This window comes from Sphingorhabdus arenilitoris (assembly GCF_042651485.1).
Taxonomy (GTDB): domain Bacteria; phylum Pseudomonadota; class Alphaproteobacteria; order Sphingomonadales; family Sphingomonadaceae; genus Sphingorhabdus_B; species Sphingorhabdus_B arenilitoris.
Genome location: NZ_JBHSDH010000010.1, coordinates 100,828 through 120,183, shown reverse-complemented (window position 1 = coordinate 120,183; position 19,356 = coordinate 100,828). Strand labels below are relative to the sequence as shown.

Genomic DNA, 19,356 nt, shown 5'->3' with positions numbered 1-19,356 from the left:
CCTTTTTGGCATTGGAATCTGATATGCGACTGTTAATGATATTACTCCTTGCGCTACCGGCGGTCATGCTTGCCGGTTGCGATAAAAGGTCTGAGCCGCAAGGGCAAGAAAAGACGGCAGCCAGCAATAGCGCAGCGTCCGGCGACGCAAAAGCCGATATTACATTGGAAAGCGCGAGCGGCATGACCGCCGTGCTGAGCTATGCCCATCACGGAAGCGCCGCGCCGAGCGGCAGTTTCACTGGCGCAGACGGGCGGGACGTGACCCTGTCCGACTTTGCCGGCCGGCCATTGCTGGTCAATATCTGGGCGACATGGTGCGCGCCGTGCAAAGCCGAAATGCCAACGATCGACGCGCTGGCGGAAATAGAGGCGGGCAATATGTCCGTTATCGCAGTGAGCCAGGATTTAGAGGGCAGGGCCCCGGTGCGCGCATTTTTTGAACAAAGCGGCATCAAAAATCTGGAACCCTATACGGACACAGACAACATGCTGCTGTCCCATTATCAGGGCATATCCCTGCCCACGACGATATTATACGACAGCGGTGGCAAAGAGGTTTGGCGGGTACAGGGCGGTCTTGAATGGAATGATGAAGAGGTCGCAGCTTTGTTGCGCGAGGCGGATTAGGCATATTTCGGAAGTCGTCCGCGTTTTGAAGATTGGTTGCCGCTGACGGTCGCACGGCTTTAACGGTGGTGACGAGCGGCGCTACGCCGGGCACCACACAGCTAAGCGGTGATGGGGGGAGTTGCAGACGACCGAGCAGAGCGAGGACAATATGGAACCAGCGCGACAGACATTAAGGCCGAATTTATCTGGATGCGTATGCAGGTGAATATGAGCCAAATGTGATCAATTTAACAGGGTAAGCGTTTCTGCAACAAATTATAAATTCGGCTTTCGTTCACCCTCACCCCAGCGCCTCATCCAGCAGCCTTGCCAGCCTTAATCCGGCGCGTTGGATTTGGAGGCGGAGCGCGTCGCGGCTGGATTCCATGTCGGCTTCATCGATGGTGACGGGAGCCGCAGGCGGGCTTTGGTCGCCTTCGCATGGGTCGCGGTCAAGCGCGCGGGCATAGGCGTCATCGCGGCTGATCGCCCATGCCTCGCGGCTCCAATCTTCTGCTGTGCCGCCCGCCATTGCGGCGCGTTCGTCGGCGTTGTAACGGCGGATGATTGCGGGGGCGGCGCTGATCGGGCGTTCAGCCAGATGGCTGTCCCATATCCAATGCAGGTTGGCCCCGGGGATGATGCCATAATTGGCCTTCACATCATTGCCGCCCCGGTCGGCCCGGTCGCCCGCATGCAGCGGTTGGTGCAGGTCGCCGGTAAAATGGACAAGGAAAGCCAGCGCCTCCAGCCGGACATGATCGGGCAAGCTGCGGTCTTTTAACAACGCGAAATTGCGGTCAATCTGGGCCGATACGCAATTGCCATCGCGGCAGGGGGACAGGTCAAAGGCTTTGCAGATATTCACATTTTGATAATGCCAAGGCGCGGTATAGCCCCACCGGACGCGGTCGCGCCGCACGCAATCGGGCCACACGCTGGCATCGCGGATATTGCCGAGCGCGCAGGCGGGCGTGCCGAGCAGGCGCTGGGCACGGAATAAACGCTGCATCTCCGTCCGCGCTTTGGGGGAGGCGTTGATGCTGGCAATATCAGCGATGGTTTCATGCCCATATTCACCCCATGCGAGCGCGGGCGCGGGATTAACGGCGATCAGCGCGAGGAGCAGCGGCAGGATGCGGATGGACATGCGGTTCATCCTCATCGCCGTAAATGGCGACCTGGACGCTGTGCAGTCATGGCTGCCAGCGCACTGCGCCTCCAGGTCCGTTACAACCATTGCAAGACGGGCGAGCAGCATAACGGCCCATTAAGGTGGAATGTTGCGGACATTTGGTTCGCTCCTGTCATATCTAAACTTTTATACACACTGCGATAGACCGAACCCGTAAGATTTGGGAAGGTTAATTTGGCGCAGGTATGATCGCCGCCGATGGCTTTGCAGGAACGCTGCGTTCCATCCCGATCACCAACCCCACCGCCGGAATCAGTTTACCCAATAGATAGGCCAACGCGCAGCAAATCGTGGTTACGGCAATGATGATTAGCCATTGGAGCAACGCCGGAATGCTGCTGCCGATAAAGACGCTGGCGAGTAGGACAATGACAGTTTGATGCAGGATATAAGCGGGAAATATAGCTCGAGACAAAGGCAAGCGCCAACGATGGTCGCGATTGAAAATACGATTTGCCAAACCCACCATGCCCAGCATGATAGACCATGCGATGATGCTATCACTCATATAAAATAATGCGGAAATCGCGGTGCTCCAATTTTTTGGGTCAGGCTGTATCATTTCAATGCTGATGGCGGTCAGATAGGCCGCGATGCCGAGCGCAAAGGCGGCAAGCATATTGGCCGCCACGACTTCCCAAAGCTGCGGTATCCGGGCCAGCATCACGCCGAGCATAAAGGGCAAGCAATAATGCAGATAGGATTGCCAATCATCGAAGAAATGATTTTCCTCCCCGTAGATGGACGCAAAACCGACACGGGCGATGGCAATGAATGCAGCAGGAAGAATCAGCAGCATATAGCGCCGGTTCAGCAGTGACGGCCAACGCGGCAACCGGAATAGCCGTACGTAAAGCAGAAACAGCAACGTGTAATAGAATAAATAACCAAGAAACCATAAATGCTGCCATTGCGGAAGGAACAGCCCGGTTGTGGAGGAAAAGCGGAAATAATCCTGCGTCCAAAACGTCACATAATCGCGGTGATATTCCCCGGCTAGCGTCAATGCCGTCCAGCTTTGTGGTGGCACTATTACCGCCACGCCAAACAGCAAGGGGATCAACAAACGGCGGCTCCGCACCCATGCGAAGGCCGCGATATCCCTTTGCCGCGACAACATGGCCTGCGTTGCATAACCTGACACGAGAAACAGAACTTCGAGTCGCCATGGACTGATCGCCTCGGTGACATAAGCGAGCCAAGGTGAGACCCGATCACTGCTGACTACCCATTGATGCGGGGCATAGGGCAACAGCGAATGATAACCGATCAATATCGCAAATGCGGCAATGCGCAGCCAATCAAGGCCATAATGGCGGGGCGGCGGCGTGCCCAGATTTTCGGCAATATGGCTCATGTCAGCTCGTCAAAAATTTGCGCAATGCTTGGCATGGAAAAGAGAAAATATCGTTAAAGCTTGCGTAAGTATGGGGACTTTGCCCAATGCCCTGCACGATTTATCCAAAAAAATTACATCGATTTTCCGCAAAAGCCGCAATTGCCCTTTGCCTCCCTTCGGATTATATCCCCCCTATGTCCGATCATAATCCCGGTTTGCGCCCTTGGCGCGACATCGCCCGCCGTAGCTCTCGCCAGATCATGGTGGGCAACGTCCCCGTCGGCGGCGACGCACCGATCAGCGTGCAAACCATGACCAATACGCTGACCAGCGATGTGAAGGCGACCGTGGATCAAATCCGCCGGTGTGAGGATGCGGGCGTCGATATCATCCGCGTGTCCTGCCCCGATGTGGAAAGCACCGCCGCGCTGAAACAGATTGTGCGCGCCGCCAATGTGCCGATCGTCGCGGATATCCATTTCCACTATAAACGCGGGATCGAAGCCGCCGAGGCGGGCGCGGCCTGCCTGCGTATCAACCCCGGCAATATCGGCAGCGCGGCGCGCGTCAAGGAAGTCGTCGATGCGGCCAAGGCCAATGGCTGCGCAATCCGTATTGGTGTGAACGCCGGTTCCCTTGAAAAAGACCTGCTCGAAAAATATGGCGAGCCCTGCCCAGAGGCGCTGATCGAAAGCGCGCTCGATCATATCAAGCTGCTGCAGGACCATGATTTCCATGAATATAAAGTCGCGGTGAAGGCGTCGGACGTGTTCCTCGCGGTCGCCGCCTATATGGGGCTTGCCGACGCGGTGGATTGTCCTTTGCATTTGGGCATTACCGAGGCGGGCGGCTTGATCGGCGGGACGGTCAAATCCTCTATCGGCATGGGCAATTTGCTGTGGGCGGGCATCGGCGACACTATTCGCGTCAGCCTGTCTGCCGAACCCGAGGAAGAAGTGCGCGTGGGCTATGAAATCCTGAAATCCTTGGGGCTACGCACCCGCGGTGTCCGTGTTGTGTCGTGTCCATCATGCGCGCGCCAGGGCTTTGACGTGATCCGCACCGTGCAAAAATTAGAAGACGCACTCAGCCATATCAAAACGCCGCTCTCGCTGTCCGTATTGGGCTGCGTCGTCAACGGCCCCGGCGAAGCGCGCGAAACCGACATTGGCATCACCGGCGGCGGCAATGGCAAGCATATGGTGTATCTGTCGGGCGTAACCGATCACCATGTCGAAGACGCCGATATGGTCGCGCACATCGTAAAATTGGTCGAGGCCAAAGCCGCGTCGATTGAAGCAGGCGAAAGTTTGAGCGCGGACGATAGCCACGGGGTGGCGGCTTGATGCTGACAGATGTAAAACGAGATCGCGTTTGGAGCTATTTAGATAGAGCGTGGGATTCTGAAAAACCCGCATTGTGCATGAAATGGGCGCGCAAACTTCTTCAAGAGGCGGGGGCCGTGACAACTGAGGCTGCGGAGTGAGGTCTATGTTATTGACGGTTGCTCTTGTTATTGGCGCGCTGATTGCGATTGCGATCATGGCAAACAAAAATCAGGCGAAGGGCCAAGACGCATCGCCCCACACGCCGCAGGCCATGTCTGATGGGCACAAGCCCCAACCTGACGCCGCACCGGATAGAGCAACTTGGCAGATGACGCTTCCCGATACGCCGCTGGGCCGCTCTTTGGCGGCCGCATTTGTTCGGTTTGCCGAAAGCCGGATTCGCATCGTAGATCAGTTGAATCCGCCAGCAAGCGACGATGAGATTGCGGAATTTGAAAAGGATTTAGGCTTAATCATGCCCGAAGAAATGCGGGCTTTATATAAAATAGCCAATGGTCAAAAATCACCCTTCCTAGTCACTTATGTTGATGGCGGTCCCAACAAAATCGAACTTCCGCTGACGCTTCCGGAAGGGCATTTTGTGGGCAATCTGTTTGGAAATTACGAATTCCTGACATTGGGTGACGCAAAAAAGGAATGGGATAATTGGCGGGTCATCATTGAACAAAGCAGCCAAGAAGAGCTCGATGATTTTGACGATCATGTATCGGCCGACACCAATGGCGGCGTTCGCAAACAATATGCCAACCTGAAATGGATTCCCATTGCAAAGGATGGCGGCGGGAATGCTTATGCCATTGACCTTGACCCAACCGATCAGGGGAATATCGGCCAGATCATTGTTATCGGCCCAGATGAAGATCATCGCCGTGTGTTGGCACCGACTTTGGCCGACTTATTCGCTCGGATCGGCGGCAAAGCAATTGAATTGGATGATGGCGATGATCAGAGATTTTATTTTGATATTGAAGAATAGGGAGAAAATTACATGATCCGCTGTGTCATTTTCCTTTTCCTATGGGCTTCGGTGCAGCCCGCCTTGCTGCTGGCTGCAGATACGCCAGACACCGCCTCAGACACCCCGAATGTAGGCAAGCCTGAGCCAGCGGATGAAGCAGGCGAAGGCGAATTTCCCGCCTTTCCCACCGACATTGTGATGGAACTGCGCAGCCGCGTTGGCGATGGTCCAGCCGAAGAAAGCTGCCGCTATGGTTTTCAGGGTAATGACGACGATTTGTTACCGATCAGCCTGCCTTTAACTTTCGTGCATATACCAACCTCGCAATATCGTTTGCTGCTCGACGTCCCGCCGGGTGCGCCGCAGCTATGTGTGGACTTATTCGACAATTTCGCCGCAAACAGCGGCTTTGCTGAAACGGGGCGCTACCCTGCTGCGCCGTCGAATAAGAAGCTCGACCCTGATATTTTGAGAGTAGACCCTGCGCTTCACCGGGATGACATGGCCGGTGAACCAGACGCCGCCGATCACGCCGAAGCCACCCCTTATGATGAGGGGCCATCGCGCGCCGAGGTGGACGCGAATGTCGATATCGCGCTGGCCCGCGCGAAAGCTTTTGGCAAACATAGCATCATCGTGCTGGGGGCCAATTGGTGCCATGACAGCCGGGCGCTCGCCGGATGGTTGGAAGCCGAGAGATTCAAGCCTGTCATGGCTCAAAATTTTGAGCTGGTTTATGTGGACGCCGGTATGCCGCAGATGAAGGGACAGGCGCGCAATCAGCATTTGATCACGCGTTTTGGCGGCAAAAAACAAAAAGGTACGCCCTATCTCATGCTGATTTCACCGGAGGGCACATTGCTGAACCGCAAGGATGCAGGCAGCTGGCGCAACGCCGCCAGCCGTAGTGCCGATGAGATATATAGCTATTTAACGGGATATGCCGGGCGGTAGCACCTGCGCGTTAAAAATAAATATCCACATAATCGGTCAACCCATCGCACCATTCAAAGCTGCGCAGCCGCCAATATTTGCGGTTCTGGGTGATGCCGAATGTCATTGGCCCTTCCAGCTTGCAATTGCGGCCGGCATCGGGCGTGTCGGTGATGGTCAGCGTGCCGTTGAGGATGAAATTGTCGGTGTCGATCCGCGCGACGTCACCTTCCAGCCGGACGACGCCATCGCCGTCCTGTTGCCGTTGTTCGCCTTGTAAATGCATGACGTCGCCGCGCTGCGTCACCTCCAACTCGCCGCGATAGTCCCAGCTAATCCATTGCAAAGTTATCCCTTGGTTGCCGCGCAGTTTTTCGGCGGCCTCTGCATCAACGATTACGGTGCTCGCTACGGCCGTGGATGCCGGACCCCGCACCGCCTTCGATCCTGCCGCGTTTGGACGCTCCTGCGTACAGCTGGAAAATAATGGAGCGGTTATGGCCAACGCGCCTATGAGGATAAGTTTACGTCCAGTCATCGATATTCCCCTTCAAAATCGAATATAAATTGCGATCACATTTACTGCGGATTAAAATTTTGGCCCTAATCTATAGCGATGAAATTGCCGCAACTCATCTTTTTTGTGCTGATTATTTTTGGTGTGGCTTATTGCGCGGTGCCTGCGCCAACGCCGGATGACCAGCCGTCATTCACGTTTGGATCGGGGGATAAAGGCGGCAAATCCGATAAAGTCGATTCGCGCTGGACGCGCAGCAAATATGCAGTAGCGCCTAGTCAGTCCGATGACCGGGCCGCCGGCGGCAATGAATTGGCGACAGGAGAAACTGTGGTTCTGCGTCAGCAGCGCGACGGCCATTATTATACCCGCGCGAATGTCGATGGCGGCGAGGTGCATTTCATGGTGGATACCGGCGCGACGGGCATTGCCCTGACCGGTGAAGATGCCCGCAATTTGGGGCTCAGCTGGAATGACAGCGAACTGCAACCTGTGGGCCGGGGCGCGGGCGGCGCACTATATGGAAAGCCTGTGACGCTCGGTTCGGTCAGCGTGGGCGGCTTTACCGTCAACAATGTGCAGGCGGTGATTTTGCCCAATGGTTTGGACGTATCGCTTCTCGGCCAAAGCTTTTTGTCGAGTGTGCCCAATGTGAATATCTCCAATGGGCAAATGACGCTGCAATAATGGCTGTCATGCGCCGCGCACGGCCGGCTTGACAGCGGCGCGGCAATCTGCGCGATGCTTTGCCCATGGCCGAATTGCATCCCCGTCCTATTATCCCGTTTCTGGTCGCGGCCGGCGGCATCGCCTGTTTTTCGTTGATGGACGTGGCGATGAAGTCGCTTTCGCTGGATATGGGCGCCTATAATGCGATGTATTGGCGCAGTGTTTTGGGGACGATGTTATCCGCGATCCTATTCGCCGCGACAGGGGGCCGCTTGCCTTCCACTGGCAATCTTAAAATCCATTTGCTGCGATCATTCCTCGTATCAATTTTTGCCATCTTGTTTTTCTGGGGCATAACGGTTTTGCCGCTGGCTGAAGCGATTGGTTTATCCTTTATAGCGCCCGTCATTGCGCTCTATTTTGCCGCAATCCTATTGGGCGAGACAATCGGCAAAGAAGCCTTGATCGCATCGGCATCGGGCATTGCCGGGATTATCATCATTGTCGCGGCGAAATTCAGCGGTAATTATGATCCATTGGCACTATGGGGCACAGCGGCGGTAATGGCGTCGGCGGTGCTATTTGCCGTCAACCTGATCATCGCGCGCAAACAGGCGCAGCGGTCCGGGCCGGTTGAAATCGTATTTTTTGCCAATTTATTTGTCGTCGCTTGGCTGTCATTGGCCGCGCCCTGGTTTTTGCAGCCTTTTGCGCTGCCCCATATCCCGCAATTATCGGGCGCGGCTTTGCTGTCGATCATATCGCTGCTGCTGCTCAGCTGGGCCTATGCACGGGCGGAGGCACAGGTGTTGATCCCCGTCGAATATACCGGATTTGCTTGGGCCGCGCTGTTTGGATGGTTATTCTTTTCCGAAAAAGTGACGCTCTCTACTATTGCCGGAACCGCGATGATCGTGACCGGCGCGGTCATTGCGGCGCGGGCCAAGCCGAAGCTGGTGGTTGCCACCGAACTGGGGTAAATTTTCCGCGATGCACCGCCGATAACGCGGCTGACTGAAGCATCTTGTTCAGCGCCCGCTTATCTTTTATATGCTATGCCAGTGGCTATGAAGAATGTTCAACTTGCCCGGCGCGGCATATTAAAAGCGTCCCTTGCCGCTGCTGGTTTGGCGGCGCTTCCGCCGCGCGTATTTGCTGCGCCGTCGGGCATCGCGCCGGAACATCGCTATCTGGTGGAAAAGGCAAAGGCCGAGCTGGCCCGTTTGAGCGGGCAGCTGTGGCGCACGGACAAGGTCGGCATGATTGATTTCAGCCTGCCCTCAGCGCAGCCGCGCCTGTTTATCCTCAATATGGAGGAGGGCAGCGTGAAATCCTACCTGGTCGCGCATGGCCGAGGATCGGATCCCGAACATGATGGCTTTCTGAAATATTTTTCCGCCGATGTGGGATCGCTGGCGACTTCCCGCGGGGCCTATCTGACCATGGACTGGTATCATGGCAAATATGGCGCATCGATGCGGCTGGGCGGATTAGACCCGGATAATGCAACCGCGCTGGACCGCGCCATCGTGGTGCATGAAGCCTGGTATTCGAACCCCGACATGATCGCCAAATGGGGCAAGCTAGGCCGCAGCGAAGGATGCTTCGCCGTATCCGAAGGATTGAACCAGGAAATGCTCTACCATCTGGGCGGCGGCCGCTTGATATTCGCGGACAAGCTATAGCCGCGACGGGGCGGGGCTTGCGGGCCCCGCGCTCCATTGCTTAAAGCTTACGCTCCTCGGTCACGACATTATCTTCCAATTTGATTTTTTCCGGCCGCTGCGGACGGGCGGCGGCGAGCGCGTCTAGCACGGGTTTATCGCGGGAATATATGTCCCGGAAATTGGTCATTTTTCCGTCCACATCGCTCGCCATCGTGAAATAGGTAATATACACGGGCAGCTCCCGTTTTACGGGGACCCGGGTATATTCCAGTGATTTGACAATTTGCTTCGACCGGTCCAGCGGCACATCGCCCTGCACCAGTGCGATGACCATGGCTAGCTCCATCGCATTTTCGGTGCGGATGCAGCCGTGGCTGAGCGCCCGGTCAGCATTGCGGAACAAATGACGCGACGGTGTGTCATGCAGGAAAATCGCATGACGGTTCGGCATATCGAGCTTCATATAACCCAGTGCATTGGTGGGTCCGGGTTTTTGAACGACGCTGACATATCCATTTGCGCCTTTGGTTGCCTCATATCCTTGCGACCGTGCCCAGGTAGGGTTGGCGAGGACGCGCGCGCCCAGCCCCTCGCCCTTGACGATGCTTTGCGGCACGGTCCAGGTCGGGTTAAAAATAACGCCCTGCACCATTTCGGCAAGCTGCGGCGTCGCGTTGCGGCCGGGTTTGCCCACAACGGTGCGGTAATTCACAATCTGCTGCTTATTGACGACATAGCGCACTTTATATTCGGGCACATTGGTATGCAGATAATCCTTGCCCAAATCGCGTTTGAGCCAGCGCCAACGGTCCATATTCGCCATGATAAGCCGCCGCTTGCTGATTTCGGCCTTCGGCGTTTTGGCCAACATATCACGCAGCGCAGCATAATCGGGATGCGCCGGTTCCAATGAACGCAGCGTCCCTGCGACATCGCCGCTTTCCTTTACCTTTGCGAGCAACATAGAGATGGGCGTCGTATCGGCATCGGGATCATTCACATACCATTCGACCCGGGCCTTCATCGGCGTGCGGCCATCGCGCAAATCTTCGGCGAGCCAAGTAAAGGCACGGACAAATTCCGCGTCCAGCGCCGCACCTTCTCCGGCGGCTATGGCAGCGGTCAGTTGTTCGGGGCGATAATCCGACGGTTTTAATCCTTCGCTGTCGATCGCTGCGATAAAGGCGAGTAGGTCCGTGGCATAATCGGCGCTCCATTTGGGCTCATATACAGGCTGCGGGATGATGAGCGGCACATCGGCCTCACCCGCCCTGTCCTGAACGGTTTCCGCCTGAGCAGGGTTGGCGCTTTCATCCTGTGCCAAAGCGGGAAGTGCGCAAAGACCGCAAATCGCCGCCGCAGCGGACATACCCAATTTCAAACCGGTTTTCGTCATATATGTCATATTACCCTGTTTCATAATCTTTGCACGCGCATAGCATGATCGCTGCTGCGGGTTAAGAATTTTGCGGTCAATCGCAATATAGACATGAACCGCCGCTTAAAACCCGCTGCTATGCGCGCAAATTTTTTCGGTTTTTTGACCATTCTTCGCGGCTTTGGCCCCAGGCATCGACCGGATGGTCCGCAAAGGGCGCAGGCAAGCGGGATGGGCCCAGATTGACTGAACCCAGCCGCCTTGCCAGTTTTTGCGAGGCGATGTTATCGGGCGCGATCGTATGGATCACATCGTCCCAGCGCAGCACGTCAAACACATAGTCCATCGATGCGACCGCGGCTTCATAAGCATAACCTTTGCCCATCTGCGCGCGCGCCACGCCCCAGCCGATCTCTTTGCCTGGCCAGTCTTCGGGCATCCAAGGGCCGGTGCGGCCGATCCACTCGCCGGTATCGCGCCGGATCATCGAAAACATGGCAAAGCCGCGTATCTGCCATGCGCCCGCCACGCTGCACAGACTGCGCCATGCTTCGGACCTTGTTTGCGGACCGCCTAAATGGTGCATCACTTTTTCATCGGCACAGAAAGCCGCCCATTCATCCATATCCTGTGCCGCCGGGGGCCGCAGGATCAACCGTTCGGTCATCAAAAATGGTCCGCTGCTCATCTGCTTATCCTCCCGATATCCGATTGATAGCAGCGCTATAGGCGGCGAAGGGGAAAATAGATAGGGTTGCGATAAATGCTCTTGCAAAGCAGGTGACTTATCCATATAATACACCTATGGCTAATATACTCGCATTCCTCTTTGGCGGTATCGCGCTGCTTTTCGCGGTTATCGCTTTCATTCCGTTTTTGGGTTGGATGAATTGGTTCCTGATCCCCATAGCCGGTATCGGCGCAATTGCCGGCGCGATTTCGTCGAGCAATAGCGGACGTAACTTCTGTTTCATCGTCATGGCAATATGCGCGGTGCGGCTCTGGTTAGGCAGCGGCTTGTTCTAATCCCGAACGCGGCTATAGCCGTGGACTATGGATGCATCCGAACACGATAAGCAACAACGCACCGGCGTCGCTCAGGCGGTGGGCGCTTATTGCATATGGGGCTTCATGCCCGTTTTCTTCAAATTATTCGAAGGCGTACCGGCGATGGAGGTGGTGTCACACCGCGTCATATGGTGCGTGCCGTTGCTGCTCGCCATCCTGTTCCTGCGCGGGCAGCTGCGCAATTTGCGCGCGGCTTTGTTGGATATCAAGGCGCTGCGGCTCTTGTTGCTCAGCGCGATACTGATCGCCGCCAATTGGCTGATTTACATATTTGCGGTGACCCATGACCATGTCGTGGCGGCAAGTCTTGGCTATTTTCTCAATCCGCTGCTCAATGTCCTTTTGGGCTATTTATTCCTGTCCGAACGGTTGGGGCGCGTGCAATTGGCGGCGGTTGCCATGGCCGCGCTGGGGGTTGCGATATTGGCAACTGGCGCGCTTGATACGTTATGGATCAGCATCGGCCTTGCGGTGAGTTTTGGCTTTTATGGCCTTGTGCGTAAAATTGCCCCGGTGGAATCGCTGCCGGGGCTAACGGTTGAAACATTGCTGCTTGCGCCGTTTGCGCTGGGCTATGCCGTTTGGATCGCGCAAACCGGACCGGGCACGGGTTGGGGCAGCAATGCGGGCATGACAGGCCTCCTGATTCTTTCCGCTGGTATCACTGCCATGCCATTATTGCTATTCGGCTCTGCGGCGCGCAAAATCGGTTATGGCACGATTGGTTTCATCCAATATATTGGCCCGTCTATTCAGTTTCTATTCGCGGTCCTAATCTATAAAGAGTCGCTAAACCTGTCTCAAATTGCTTGTTTCGCTCTGATCTGGAGCGCGCTCGCTCTGTTCAGCTGGGACGCATGGCAGCGTTACCGCTCCGGCGAAGCGGTGAAGAAGGCAGCGGCAAGGTCGCTTACCTAGGTTTTAATGAATCGAGGACACTAATTTCAACGTGTCGGCACAGGTGCATCGCCGCTATAATCATAAAAGCCGCGTTTTGTTTTGCGGCCCAGCCACCCTGCCTCAACATATTTTTGCATTAGCGGCGCGGGACGATATTTGGGATCGCCGGTGCTGCTATGCAGGACATTGGTGATTTCTAGGCAAGTGTCCAACCCGATGAAATCGGCGAGCGTCAACGGCCCCATCGGATGGTTCAAACCGAGCTGCACCGCCATATCAATATCGGTGATACTGGCCACGCCCTCGCCCAATGCAAAACAAGCCTCGTTCAGCATCGGCAGCAAGATACGGTTGACGATGAAGCCAGGTGCGTCATTGGCAAAAACCATCCGTTTACCCAGCGCCTCTCCATAATCGCTGACCGCCGCCACAGTGCTGTCCGATGTTGCGAGCCCCCGAATGACCTCAATCAAGCCCATGACCGGCACCGGGTTGAAAAAATGGACGCCGATAAACCGTTTCGGATCGGGCGACGCCTGCGCCAGCCGGGTGATCGGGATTGAGCTGGTGTTGGAAGCAAGCACCGCTTGATGACCCAGCACTTTACCCACTTCTTCAAAAATTTTGCGTTTAATCTCCTCGCGTTCGGTCGCCGCTTCGATGATCAGTCCGGCATCGGCCATGGGTTCATAGCTTGCCACTGCCTCTATCCTGTCCAATGCCGTCGCCGCTTCGCTCTCGCTAATCTTATCCTTATCGGCCAGTTTTTTCAGTGCGGCCGCAATCCCTGCTTTGCCTGCCTCTGCGCGCGGTAAATCGATGTCCGATAGATAGACATGATAGCCTGCCTGCGCGCTGACCTGCGCTATGCCTGCCCCCATTTGCCCCGCGCCGATAACTGCGACTGACCGCATTTTCATTCTCCTGAACGCCAAAATCAAACTTGCCTCTAGCGCAGCAGGAGCAAAAGGACTAGCCTGCAACCATGTTGAGAATGATTGGCCAGATCATTTTGGGAGCAAGCGCGTTCATGGCGCTGCCCGCTGTTGCATCGGTGGACCTTGGTCAAACCCGTTATTTCAAAAATTGGGCGGCGGGATGTGACAATGCCTTGTCCTGTCAGGCTGTGTCCTTGCTGCCGCCTGAAATCCCGGACGATAATCTGGCGATGATTATTAAGCGCGATGCCGGAATTGACGGTGACCTAACAATCAACATTTACGACTTTGATACGGAAAGCGACCGTTACCGCCTGTATATTGACGGCAAGCTAATTGATACTGGCGCGATTGCGCAGGATGACAGCATATCCATATCAGTCACTGGTAAGGACGCAATGAAGTTAGCCCGCGCGGTTGTGCGCGGACGGGAGGCGGTGCTGATGGACGGCAATGATGTCGTTTTGGGCAAAATCTCCCTTACCGGGTCTGCCGCGGCGCTGCGTTTTTTGGATAGCGCCCAAGGCCGGGTAGGCACCGCAGATGCGATCGCGGCCAAGGGCCGAAAGAGAGCAATTTTGGCAAAACCAGAGCTGCCCATTGTCGCTGCCCGCAAAATAACTCCTGATGATATTGTTCCGCCCGCCGCCGATCTGGTCGCATTGATCGAAAATAGCGAATGTAGGGATGAACGATATGGCGTGACCGAAGATTCCGCCTACAGCCTCGGTAGTTTTAACGGCGTGCCGCAGGCATTGGTCCTCGTCAGCTGCGGCAGCGGCGCTTATAATTTCGGCAGCGCTGCCTATATTGGCAACCGCAATACCAATGACAAATGGACGTTTAAACCTGCGCTATTTGATTATCGCAGCAACACAACAAGCGAAGGCGCAAAGATCGAAATATTGATCAATGCGGACTGGGATCCGGCCAAACAAAGCCTGACTAGTTATAATAAAGGACGCGGTTTTGGTGATTGCGGTCAAAGCGCTGATTATGTGTGGGACGGCGAAATGTTCCGCTTGATCCAAGCGCGCGTTATGGATGAATGCCGGGGATCATTGGACTGGATCACCGTCTGGCGGGCAAAAGTCGAATTTGGCGTTTGAAACACTAGCCATAGCGGCAATTTTGGCTTAGGCGCAGCGGCGGATTCACCCCTGTCGTTAACGATCGCCCGAAAGCCTTTATCATGTCTGACCACTCCAACCCTCTTCGCATTGCATTAGCCGGTCTTGGCACCGTTGGTGTGGGCGTTATCCAACTGATCGAGGCGAACCGGGAAATTATCACGCGCCGGGCAGGCAGAGCGATTGAGATTGTTGCCGTGACCGCCCGGGAACGGAGCAAGGATCGCGGCGTTGACCTAACGCCCTATCGCTGGATGGATGATATGACCGCAATGGCGGGAGCAGCCGATGTCGATGCCGTCGTTGAGCTGATCGGTGGTTCGGATGGTCCGGCGCTGACATTGGCGCGCGAATCGCTGGATAGCGGGAAATGCTTCGTCACCGCCAATAAGGCGATGATTGCTCATCATGGGATGGAGCTCGCTGCTCTAGCCGAAGCCAAAGGATTGGCGCTCAAATATGAAGCGGCGGTCGCGGGCGGCATACCAGTCATCAAAGGCCTGCGCGAAGGGGCGGCGGCCAACCGGATCGAACGCGTTTATGGTATTTTGAATGGCACCTGCAATTACATATTGTCGGCAATGGAAAAGGATGGCCGCGATTTTGCCGATGTTTTGAAAGACGCACAGGAAAAAGGCTTTGCCGAAGCAGACCCTGCCTTTGACATTGACGGGGTCGATGCGGCGCATAAGCTGGCGATATTGGCGGCAATATCCTTTGGCACACAGCTGGATTTTGATGCTGTGGAAATTGGCGGCATTCGCAAAATTATGGCGGCCGACATTGCTCAGGCCAAGGCGCTGGGCTATCGCATCCGCCTGCTGGGCCTTGCTGAAGTCGACGGCAGCAACGGCGATGCCAGCCTGTTTCAGCGCGTCCATCCTTATTTGGTCCGCACCAGCCACCCGCTCGCGCATGTGACGGGGCCGACCAACGCCGTCGTTGCAGAAGGCAATTTTTCCGGCCGCTTGCTGTTTCAGGGCGCGGGTGCGGGCGATAAGCCGACGGCATCATCGGTAGTCGCCGACCTGGTGGATATTGCGCGGGGCGAAACCGGCCCTGCCTTTGCGATGCCAGGCCATATGCTCGACAAGCTGCCCCCTGCCAAAAGCGGACACCGGATCGGCAAAACCTATTTGCGGATGCTGGTTGCCGACAAACCTGGCGTGCTAGCGGAAATTACTGCTGCTATGCGCGATGCAGGCCTGTCGATTGAAAGCTTGATCCAGCAAGAGGCAAGCGATGACGGAAGCGCGCTCATCGCAATGGTTACCCATGCCGGACAGGAAAAAGCCATTACCCATACATTAGCCGCTCTGTCCGGATCGGATTCAATGCTTGGCGAACCAATGGTGATGCATATTTTGGGTGAGTGAGACAGCATATACCGCCGGTCATTCGGGCGCCGCGCTGACCGCACTGTTCACTTGTTCCTGATCGGGCAATCCTTCGATAACCGCGGCAAAATCGGGCGGGTAGGGCGGGCTATAGCTGCCTTTAATCCAGTTTTCCGGCAATTTTGTGCAGCCAAGCCCGCTGCCGATTACGCCGCAATTGCGGTTGTCACGCGCCGCTGCCCGTTCGGTCGAAATCCCCTCTCCGCGCCGGATGCGGTCGGTATTGATCGGCGGCGGGCCGAAAATCTGCTGCCCTTCGGCCACTTCATCGGGACCGCATACGACGATGGTACCGCCATCATCTTCAGGGTCAACGATACAGCCATTGCGGTCAATTTTCACCAATTGCTTCTGGCGGGCAATCATCCCTGCTATTTCTCCATCCGAAAGCTGCTGCGCAATGGCGCTGGACGGAAGCGCGAGCCCGGCTATCGTCCATGACAACAATGTCATAGTGAAAACGCCCAAAACCAGCCTCGACATAGCGCACCACCTCCCCTATCGGTGCGCGCAGGAAGGCGTCGTCCCGATTGCCTGTGCCCCCGGCAAAATCGCATCTTCCCCAAGATGCTGTTTTTGCGCAGAAACAGATTAGGAAGCATCAATGACATCTGCAAGCCAAATATTGGACCGTGTACTTGTTTTGGAAATGGTCCGCGTGACGGAGGCTGCGGCCTTGTCCGCCGCAAAGCTGATCGGCAGAGGCGATGAAAAAGCCGCTGATGCCGCCGCTGTTGAGGCGATGCGCGGCGCGCTGAATGAGCTATATATGGACGGCACGGTTGTCATTGGTGAAGGTGAACGGGACGAAGCGCCGATGCTCTATATCGGGGAAAAGGTTGGCGCGGCGATTGGCAAAGGCCCGAAAATAGACATTGCACTCGACCCGCTCGAGGGCACGACGATTACTGCCAAAGCCGGTCCCAATGCCCTGGCCGTATTGGCCGTGGCAGAAGAAGGCAATCTGCTGAATGCGCCCGATGTTTATATGGAAAAAATTGCGGTCGGCCCGGGTTATAGCAAGGGCGTGATCTCGCTGGAAAAATCAGTCACCGAAAATGTTACCGCCGTTGCAAAGGAAAAGGGCGTAGCGCCGGGCGATTTGATTGTTTGCGTGCTTGACCGTCCTAGGCATGAGAAGATTATATCCGAACTGCGCCAAATTGGCTGCGGCATCATGCTGATCCCCGATGGTGATGTGGCGGGCGTCATTGCCACCAGCGATCCTGACACCACGGTTGATATGTATATGGGCACCGGCGGCGCGCCTGAAGGCGTTTTGGCCGCAGCGGCAATGCGCTGCGTCGGCGGCCAGTTTCAAGGCCGCTTGTTGTTCCGCAATGACGATGAACGGATGCGGGCAAAAAAATGGGGCGTCGAGGATCTGGACAAAATCTATGATCTTGAAGAACTGGCAAAGGGGGACTGCATTTTTGCCGCCACCGGCGTTACCCATGGTTCCTTGCTCGAAGGCGTCAAAACATTGCGCGACGGCCGCACCACAACCGAAAGCGTGGTGATGCGCGCCTCATCTGGCACCGTCCGCTGGGTTAAAAGCGAGCATCGGCCCAAAAGATAAGACATGAACAGCCTGCGCCTCTTTTGCATCGCCTGCGCCATGCTGATGCTGTCAGGGTGCATATCAGGTATTGATTATGGCAAAGTGCCGCATAGCATTTTGTCGGCTGGTCCAGCTTGCAATCCCGAAACAAATCAGCCGGAAGCGATTGCGGGAAAATCAATGTTTGCGGTTACTTCGCGCTTGCCCGACTGCACCAGTGCGCCGGTTAAACTAACCGGTTTTCGGGCGGATAAATTGCGCTACGCCCGTTATATGCCGATCCACAATCCCGCCGCAGAGTCCGCCAAAAATGGCCGTAACGTGCCTGTGTCTTTTCAGGCCGAAGCCGCATGGTGGGATGACCTCGCCGCCGCGACAAAAGCCAATGATGGACAGCTATTGCTCTATGTCCACGGTTTTCGGGAGACCTTCGATACCAGCGCACGCGACAGCATACAGATTATGCAAATGTGGAACGGGTCAGGCCCGGTTGTGCAATATAGCTGGCCATCCGAAGGCGAATTTTTGAGCTATGCCGTCGATGAAACCAACATGTATTGGGACGAACGCAATTTCCGAGGCTTTCTTTTAGAGCTGGCGGAAAAGCCATGGGTGAAGGATATTGTCATCATTTCGCATTCCCTGGGTGCACGGCTTGTCATCCCATCGATTGAATATGTCGACCGCAATGCAGAGACCAGAGAATCAAACAATATCTCCAACATTATCTTCGCCTCACCCGATACCGATCGGCAGGAATTTGAGCGCGATATTGGCCGGTCGATATTGTCGCATGACAAGGTGAAAGCCGGGCGGCGGATGACTTTATATATATCCGAAAATGACGGCGCACTGGGTCTTTCCCGAACGCTGCATGGCTATCCGCGCCTCGGCAGGCCCTATTGTTTTGATCCATTTGAGGCGGCAAGATTGAAAGCACAGGGCCTGCCCGAACGATGCTACCCAAAGGATTTCAGGCATTCGGGTGAAATGGCGCTATCCGGTCTGAATATTGTCGATACCAGCGACGTCAGCGTCGGGCGCAGCGGTCACAGCGACTATCTGCGCAGTGCCGCAGCATGCCGCGACTTTGCCTCGATATTGCAAGGCGGGCCGGGCGTGACAAAAAACCGGGAGCCGACCCATTTGCCCTATGTCTTCCGCTTGCGCCCCTATGCGAAGGGCGAAAAACCCGACCATGATGAGGCATGCAAGCGCCGTTAGAATATTCCCATCGCCAAACCAGCCGCCATCGCCCCGCCGGTTTTTTCGGCCTTCGCAAGTTCCACCGCATCAATCGTCTTTGGTGCCAATATCTGTTCGGGCGTTTGCGCATGGGTGCAGGTAATCTGGCTATCGGCCATTTGCTTGAGCCGCCATCCGGTCGCAATCCGTTCGGCTTGCCTCAGGGCGTTGCTGCCGTCTGAACCTGCACAGATGATGAGCGCATAGGGACGCCCCTCAATCCGCCCCAGACACGGGTAATAGAGCCGGTCAAAACAGGCCTTCATCACCCCGCTGATCGCCGCAAGATTTTCGGGAAAGGCAAATATATATCCGTCCGCCTCCAGCATAGCCTGCACGGTTACATCATCGGCATGGAGCAGCCGCGCCTTTACCGCCTGTTCCCCTGCTACCTGAGCACCATCATATGCCGCCTGCGCCAATGCCTTTGACCCGCCGGTCATGCTGTGCCAGATGATATTGATGATTTTCAAAGTTGCGCTCCGCATATTAAAATTACCC

The 19,356-nt window shown here is 55.8% G+C and carries 21 protein-coding genes; 13 read left to right on the top strand and 8 right to left on the bottom strand.

From position 1 onward, the window contains the following. Positions 1-35 precede the first annotated feature (35 nt). Positions 36-629: a TlpA family protein disulfide reductase gene (locus ACFOWX_RS02050; protein WP_381420781.1), complete on the top strand. Its 594-nt coding sequence runs from the start codon at positions 36-38 to the stop codon at positions 627-629. Between the two features lie 283 nt (positions 630-912). Here the strand turns inward: ACFOWX_RS02050 and ACFOWX_RS02045 are convergent, their stop codons facing one another. Together ACFOWX_RS02045 and ACFOWX_RS02040 are read right to left on the bottom strand one after the other, a co-directional pair. Then, positions 913-1,770, bottom strand: coding sequence for a S1/P1 nuclease (locus tag ACFOWX_RS02045; protein WP_381420780.1), 858 nt, complete (start codon positions 1,768-1,770; stop codon positions 913-915). A 205-nt stretch (positions 1,771-1,975) separates the two neighbouring features. Beyond that, on the bottom strand, positions 1,976-3,163 hold the full coding sequence (locus tag ACFOWX_RS02040; protein WP_381420779.1) for an acyltransferase family protein: 1,188 nt from the start codon (positions 3,161-3,163) through the stop codon (positions 1,976-1,978). 176 nt (positions 3,164-3,339) lie between these two features. Between ACFOWX_RS02040 and ispG the strand changes: the two genes are divergently transcribed. The 3 genes from ispG to ACFOWX_RS02025 all read left to right on the top strand — a co-directional run bounded on the left by ispG (position 3,340) and on the right by ACFOWX_RS02025 (position 6,406). Next, entirely contained in the window at positions 3,340-4,491 is a 1,152-nt protein-coding gene (ispG, locus tag ACFOWX_RS02035; RefSeq protein WP_381420778.1) for a flavodoxin-dependent (E)-4-hydroxy-3-methylbut-2-enyl-diphosphate synthase, read from the top strand. 145 nt (positions 4,492-4,636) lie between these two features. Continuing rightward, the gene (locus tag ACFOWX_RS02030) at positions 4,637-5,470 is read left to right on the top strand and encodes an SMI1/KNR4 family protein (protein WP_381420777.1); all 834 of its coding nucleotides are present in this window, start codon (positions 4,637-4,639) and stop codon (positions 5,468-5,470) included. A 12-nt stretch (positions 5,471-5,482) separates the two neighbouring features. Continuing rightward, on the top strand, positions 5,483-6,406 hold the full coding sequence (locus ACFOWX_RS02025) for a thioredoxin family protein (RefSeq protein WP_381420776.1): 924 nt from the start codon (positions 5,483-5,485) through the stop codon (positions 6,404-6,406). A gap of 10 nt (positions 6,407-6,416) precedes the next feature. On the opposite strand, the gene ACFOWX_RS02020 is transcribed toward ACFOWX_RS02025, so the two are convergent. After that, positions 6,417-6,923: a hypothetical protein gene (locus ACFOWX_RS02020; protein ID WP_381420775.1), complete on the bottom strand. Its 507-nt coding sequence runs from the start codon at positions 6,921-6,923 to the stop codon at positions 6,417-6,419. A gap of 84 nt (positions 6,924-7,007) precedes the next feature. Here ACFOWX_RS02020 and ACFOWX_RS02015 point away from each other — a divergent pair, with 84 nt between their 5' ends. The 3 genes from ACFOWX_RS02015 to ACFOWX_RS02005 all read left to right on the top strand — a co-directional run bounded on the left by ACFOWX_RS02015 (position 7,008) and on the right by ACFOWX_RS02005 (position 9,256). Continuing rightward, positions 7,008-7,589: a retropepsin-like aspartic protease family protein gene (locus ACFOWX_RS02015; protein WP_381420774.1), complete on the top strand. Its 582-nt coding sequence runs from the start codon at positions 7,008-7,010 to the stop codon at positions 7,587-7,589. Positions 7,590-7,654: 65 nt separating this feature from the next. Next, positions 7,655-8,551, top strand: coding sequence for a DMT family transporter (locus ACFOWX_RS02010; RefSeq protein ID WP_381420773.1), 897 nt, complete (start codon positions 7,655-7,657; stop codon positions 8,549-8,551). Between the two features lie 87 nt (positions 8,552-8,638). After that, positions 8,639-9,256 (top strand): murein L,D-transpeptidase catalytic domain family protein, encoded by a 618-nt coding sequence (locus ACFOWX_RS02005; RefSeq protein WP_381420772.1) that lies wholly within the window; start codon positions 8,639-8,641, stop codon positions 9,254-9,256. A gap of 40 nt (positions 9,257-9,296) precedes the next feature. On the opposite strand, the gene ACFOWX_RS02000 is transcribed toward ACFOWX_RS02005, so the two are convergent. Together ACFOWX_RS02000 and ACFOWX_RS01995 are read right to left on the bottom strand one after the other, a co-directional pair. After that, positions 9,297-10,643, bottom strand: a complete 1,347-nt coding sequence (locus ACFOWX_RS02000; RefSeq protein ID WP_381420771.1) for a L,D-transpeptidase family protein — start codon at positions 10,641-10,643, stop codon at positions 9,297-9,299. Positions 10,644-10,752: 109 nt separating this feature from the next. Next, complete coding sequence (locus tag ACFOWX_RS01995) at positions 10,753-11,304, bottom strand: GNAT family N-acetyltransferase (protein WP_381420770.1); 552 nt, start codon at positions 11,302-11,304, stop codon at positions 10,753-10,755. A gap of 116 nt (positions 11,305-11,420) precedes the next feature. Between ACFOWX_RS01995 and ACFOWX_RS01990 the strand changes: the two genes are divergently transcribed. Both ACFOWX_RS01990 and rarD read left to right on the top strand, forming a co-directional pair. Continuing rightward, positions 11,421-11,642, top strand: coding sequence for a hypothetical protein (locus ACFOWX_RS01990; protein WP_381420769.1), 222 nt, complete (start codon positions 11,421-11,423; stop codon positions 11,640-11,642). A gap of 27 nt (positions 11,643-11,669) precedes the next feature. Next, positions 11,670-12,602 (top strand): EamA family transporter RarD, encoded by a 933-nt coding sequence (rarD, locus tag ACFOWX_RS01985; RefSeq protein ID WP_381420768.1) that lies wholly within the window; start codon positions 11,670-11,672, stop codon positions 12,600-12,602. Between the two features lie 26 nt (positions 12,603-12,628). Here rarD and ACFOWX_RS01980 read toward each other — a convergent pair whose 3' ends face one another. Next, entirely contained in the window at positions 12,629-13,498 is an 870-nt protein-coding gene (locus tag ACFOWX_RS01980; RefSeq protein WP_381420767.1) for a 3-hydroxyacyl-CoA dehydrogenase NAD-binding domain-containing protein, read from the bottom strand. 71 nt (positions 13,499-13,569) lie between these two features. On the opposite strand from ACFOWX_RS01980, the gene ACFOWX_RS01975 reads away from it, so the two are divergent. Both ACFOWX_RS01975 and ACFOWX_RS01970 read left to right on the top strand, forming a co-directional pair. Further along, complete coding sequence (locus tag ACFOWX_RS01975) at positions 13,570-14,631, top strand: DUF1176 domain-containing protein (protein ID WP_381420766.1); 1,062 nt, start codon at positions 13,570-13,572, stop codon at positions 14,629-14,631. Between the two features lie 83 nt (positions 14,632-14,714). Beyond that, a complete protein-coding gene (locus ACFOWX_RS01970; protein WP_381420765.1) occupies positions 14,715-16,028 on the top strand; it encodes a homoserine dehydrogenase in 1,314 nt (437 codons plus the stop codon). Positions 16,029-16,046: 18 nt separating this feature from the next. Here the strand turns inward: ACFOWX_RS01970 and ACFOWX_RS01965 are convergent, their stop codons facing one another. Continuing rightward, a complete protein-coding gene (locus ACFOWX_RS01965) occupies positions 16,047-16,502 on the bottom strand; it encodes a hypothetical protein (protein WP_381420764.1) in 456 nt (151 codons plus the stop codon). A 151-nt stretch (positions 16,503-16,653) separates the two neighbouring features. Here ACFOWX_RS01965 and glpX point away from each other — a divergent pair, with 151 nt between their 5' ends. Continuing rightward, positions 16,654-17,628: a class II fructose-bisphosphatase gene (glpX, locus tag ACFOWX_RS01960; RefSeq protein ID WP_381420763.1), complete on the top strand. Its 975-nt coding sequence runs from the start codon at positions 16,654-16,656 to the stop codon at positions 17,626-17,628. Positions 17,629-17,631: 3 nt separating this feature from the next. Then, positions 17,632-18,834, top strand: coding sequence for an alpha/beta hydrolase (locus ACFOWX_RS01955; RefSeq protein WP_381420762.1), 1,203 nt, complete (start codon positions 17,632-17,634; stop codon positions 18,832-18,834). On the opposite strand, the gene ACFOWX_RS01950 is transcribed toward ACFOWX_RS01955, so the two are convergent. Further along, positions 18,831-19,328: a flavodoxin family protein gene (locus tag ACFOWX_RS01950; RefSeq protein ID WP_381420761.1), complete on the bottom strand. Its 498-nt coding sequence runs from the start codon at positions 19,326-19,328 to the stop codon at positions 18,831-18,833. The two genes, ACFOWX_RS01955 and ACFOWX_RS01950, sit on opposite strands and share 4 nt — an antisense overlap. Positions 19,329-19,356 lie beyond the last annotated feature (28 nt).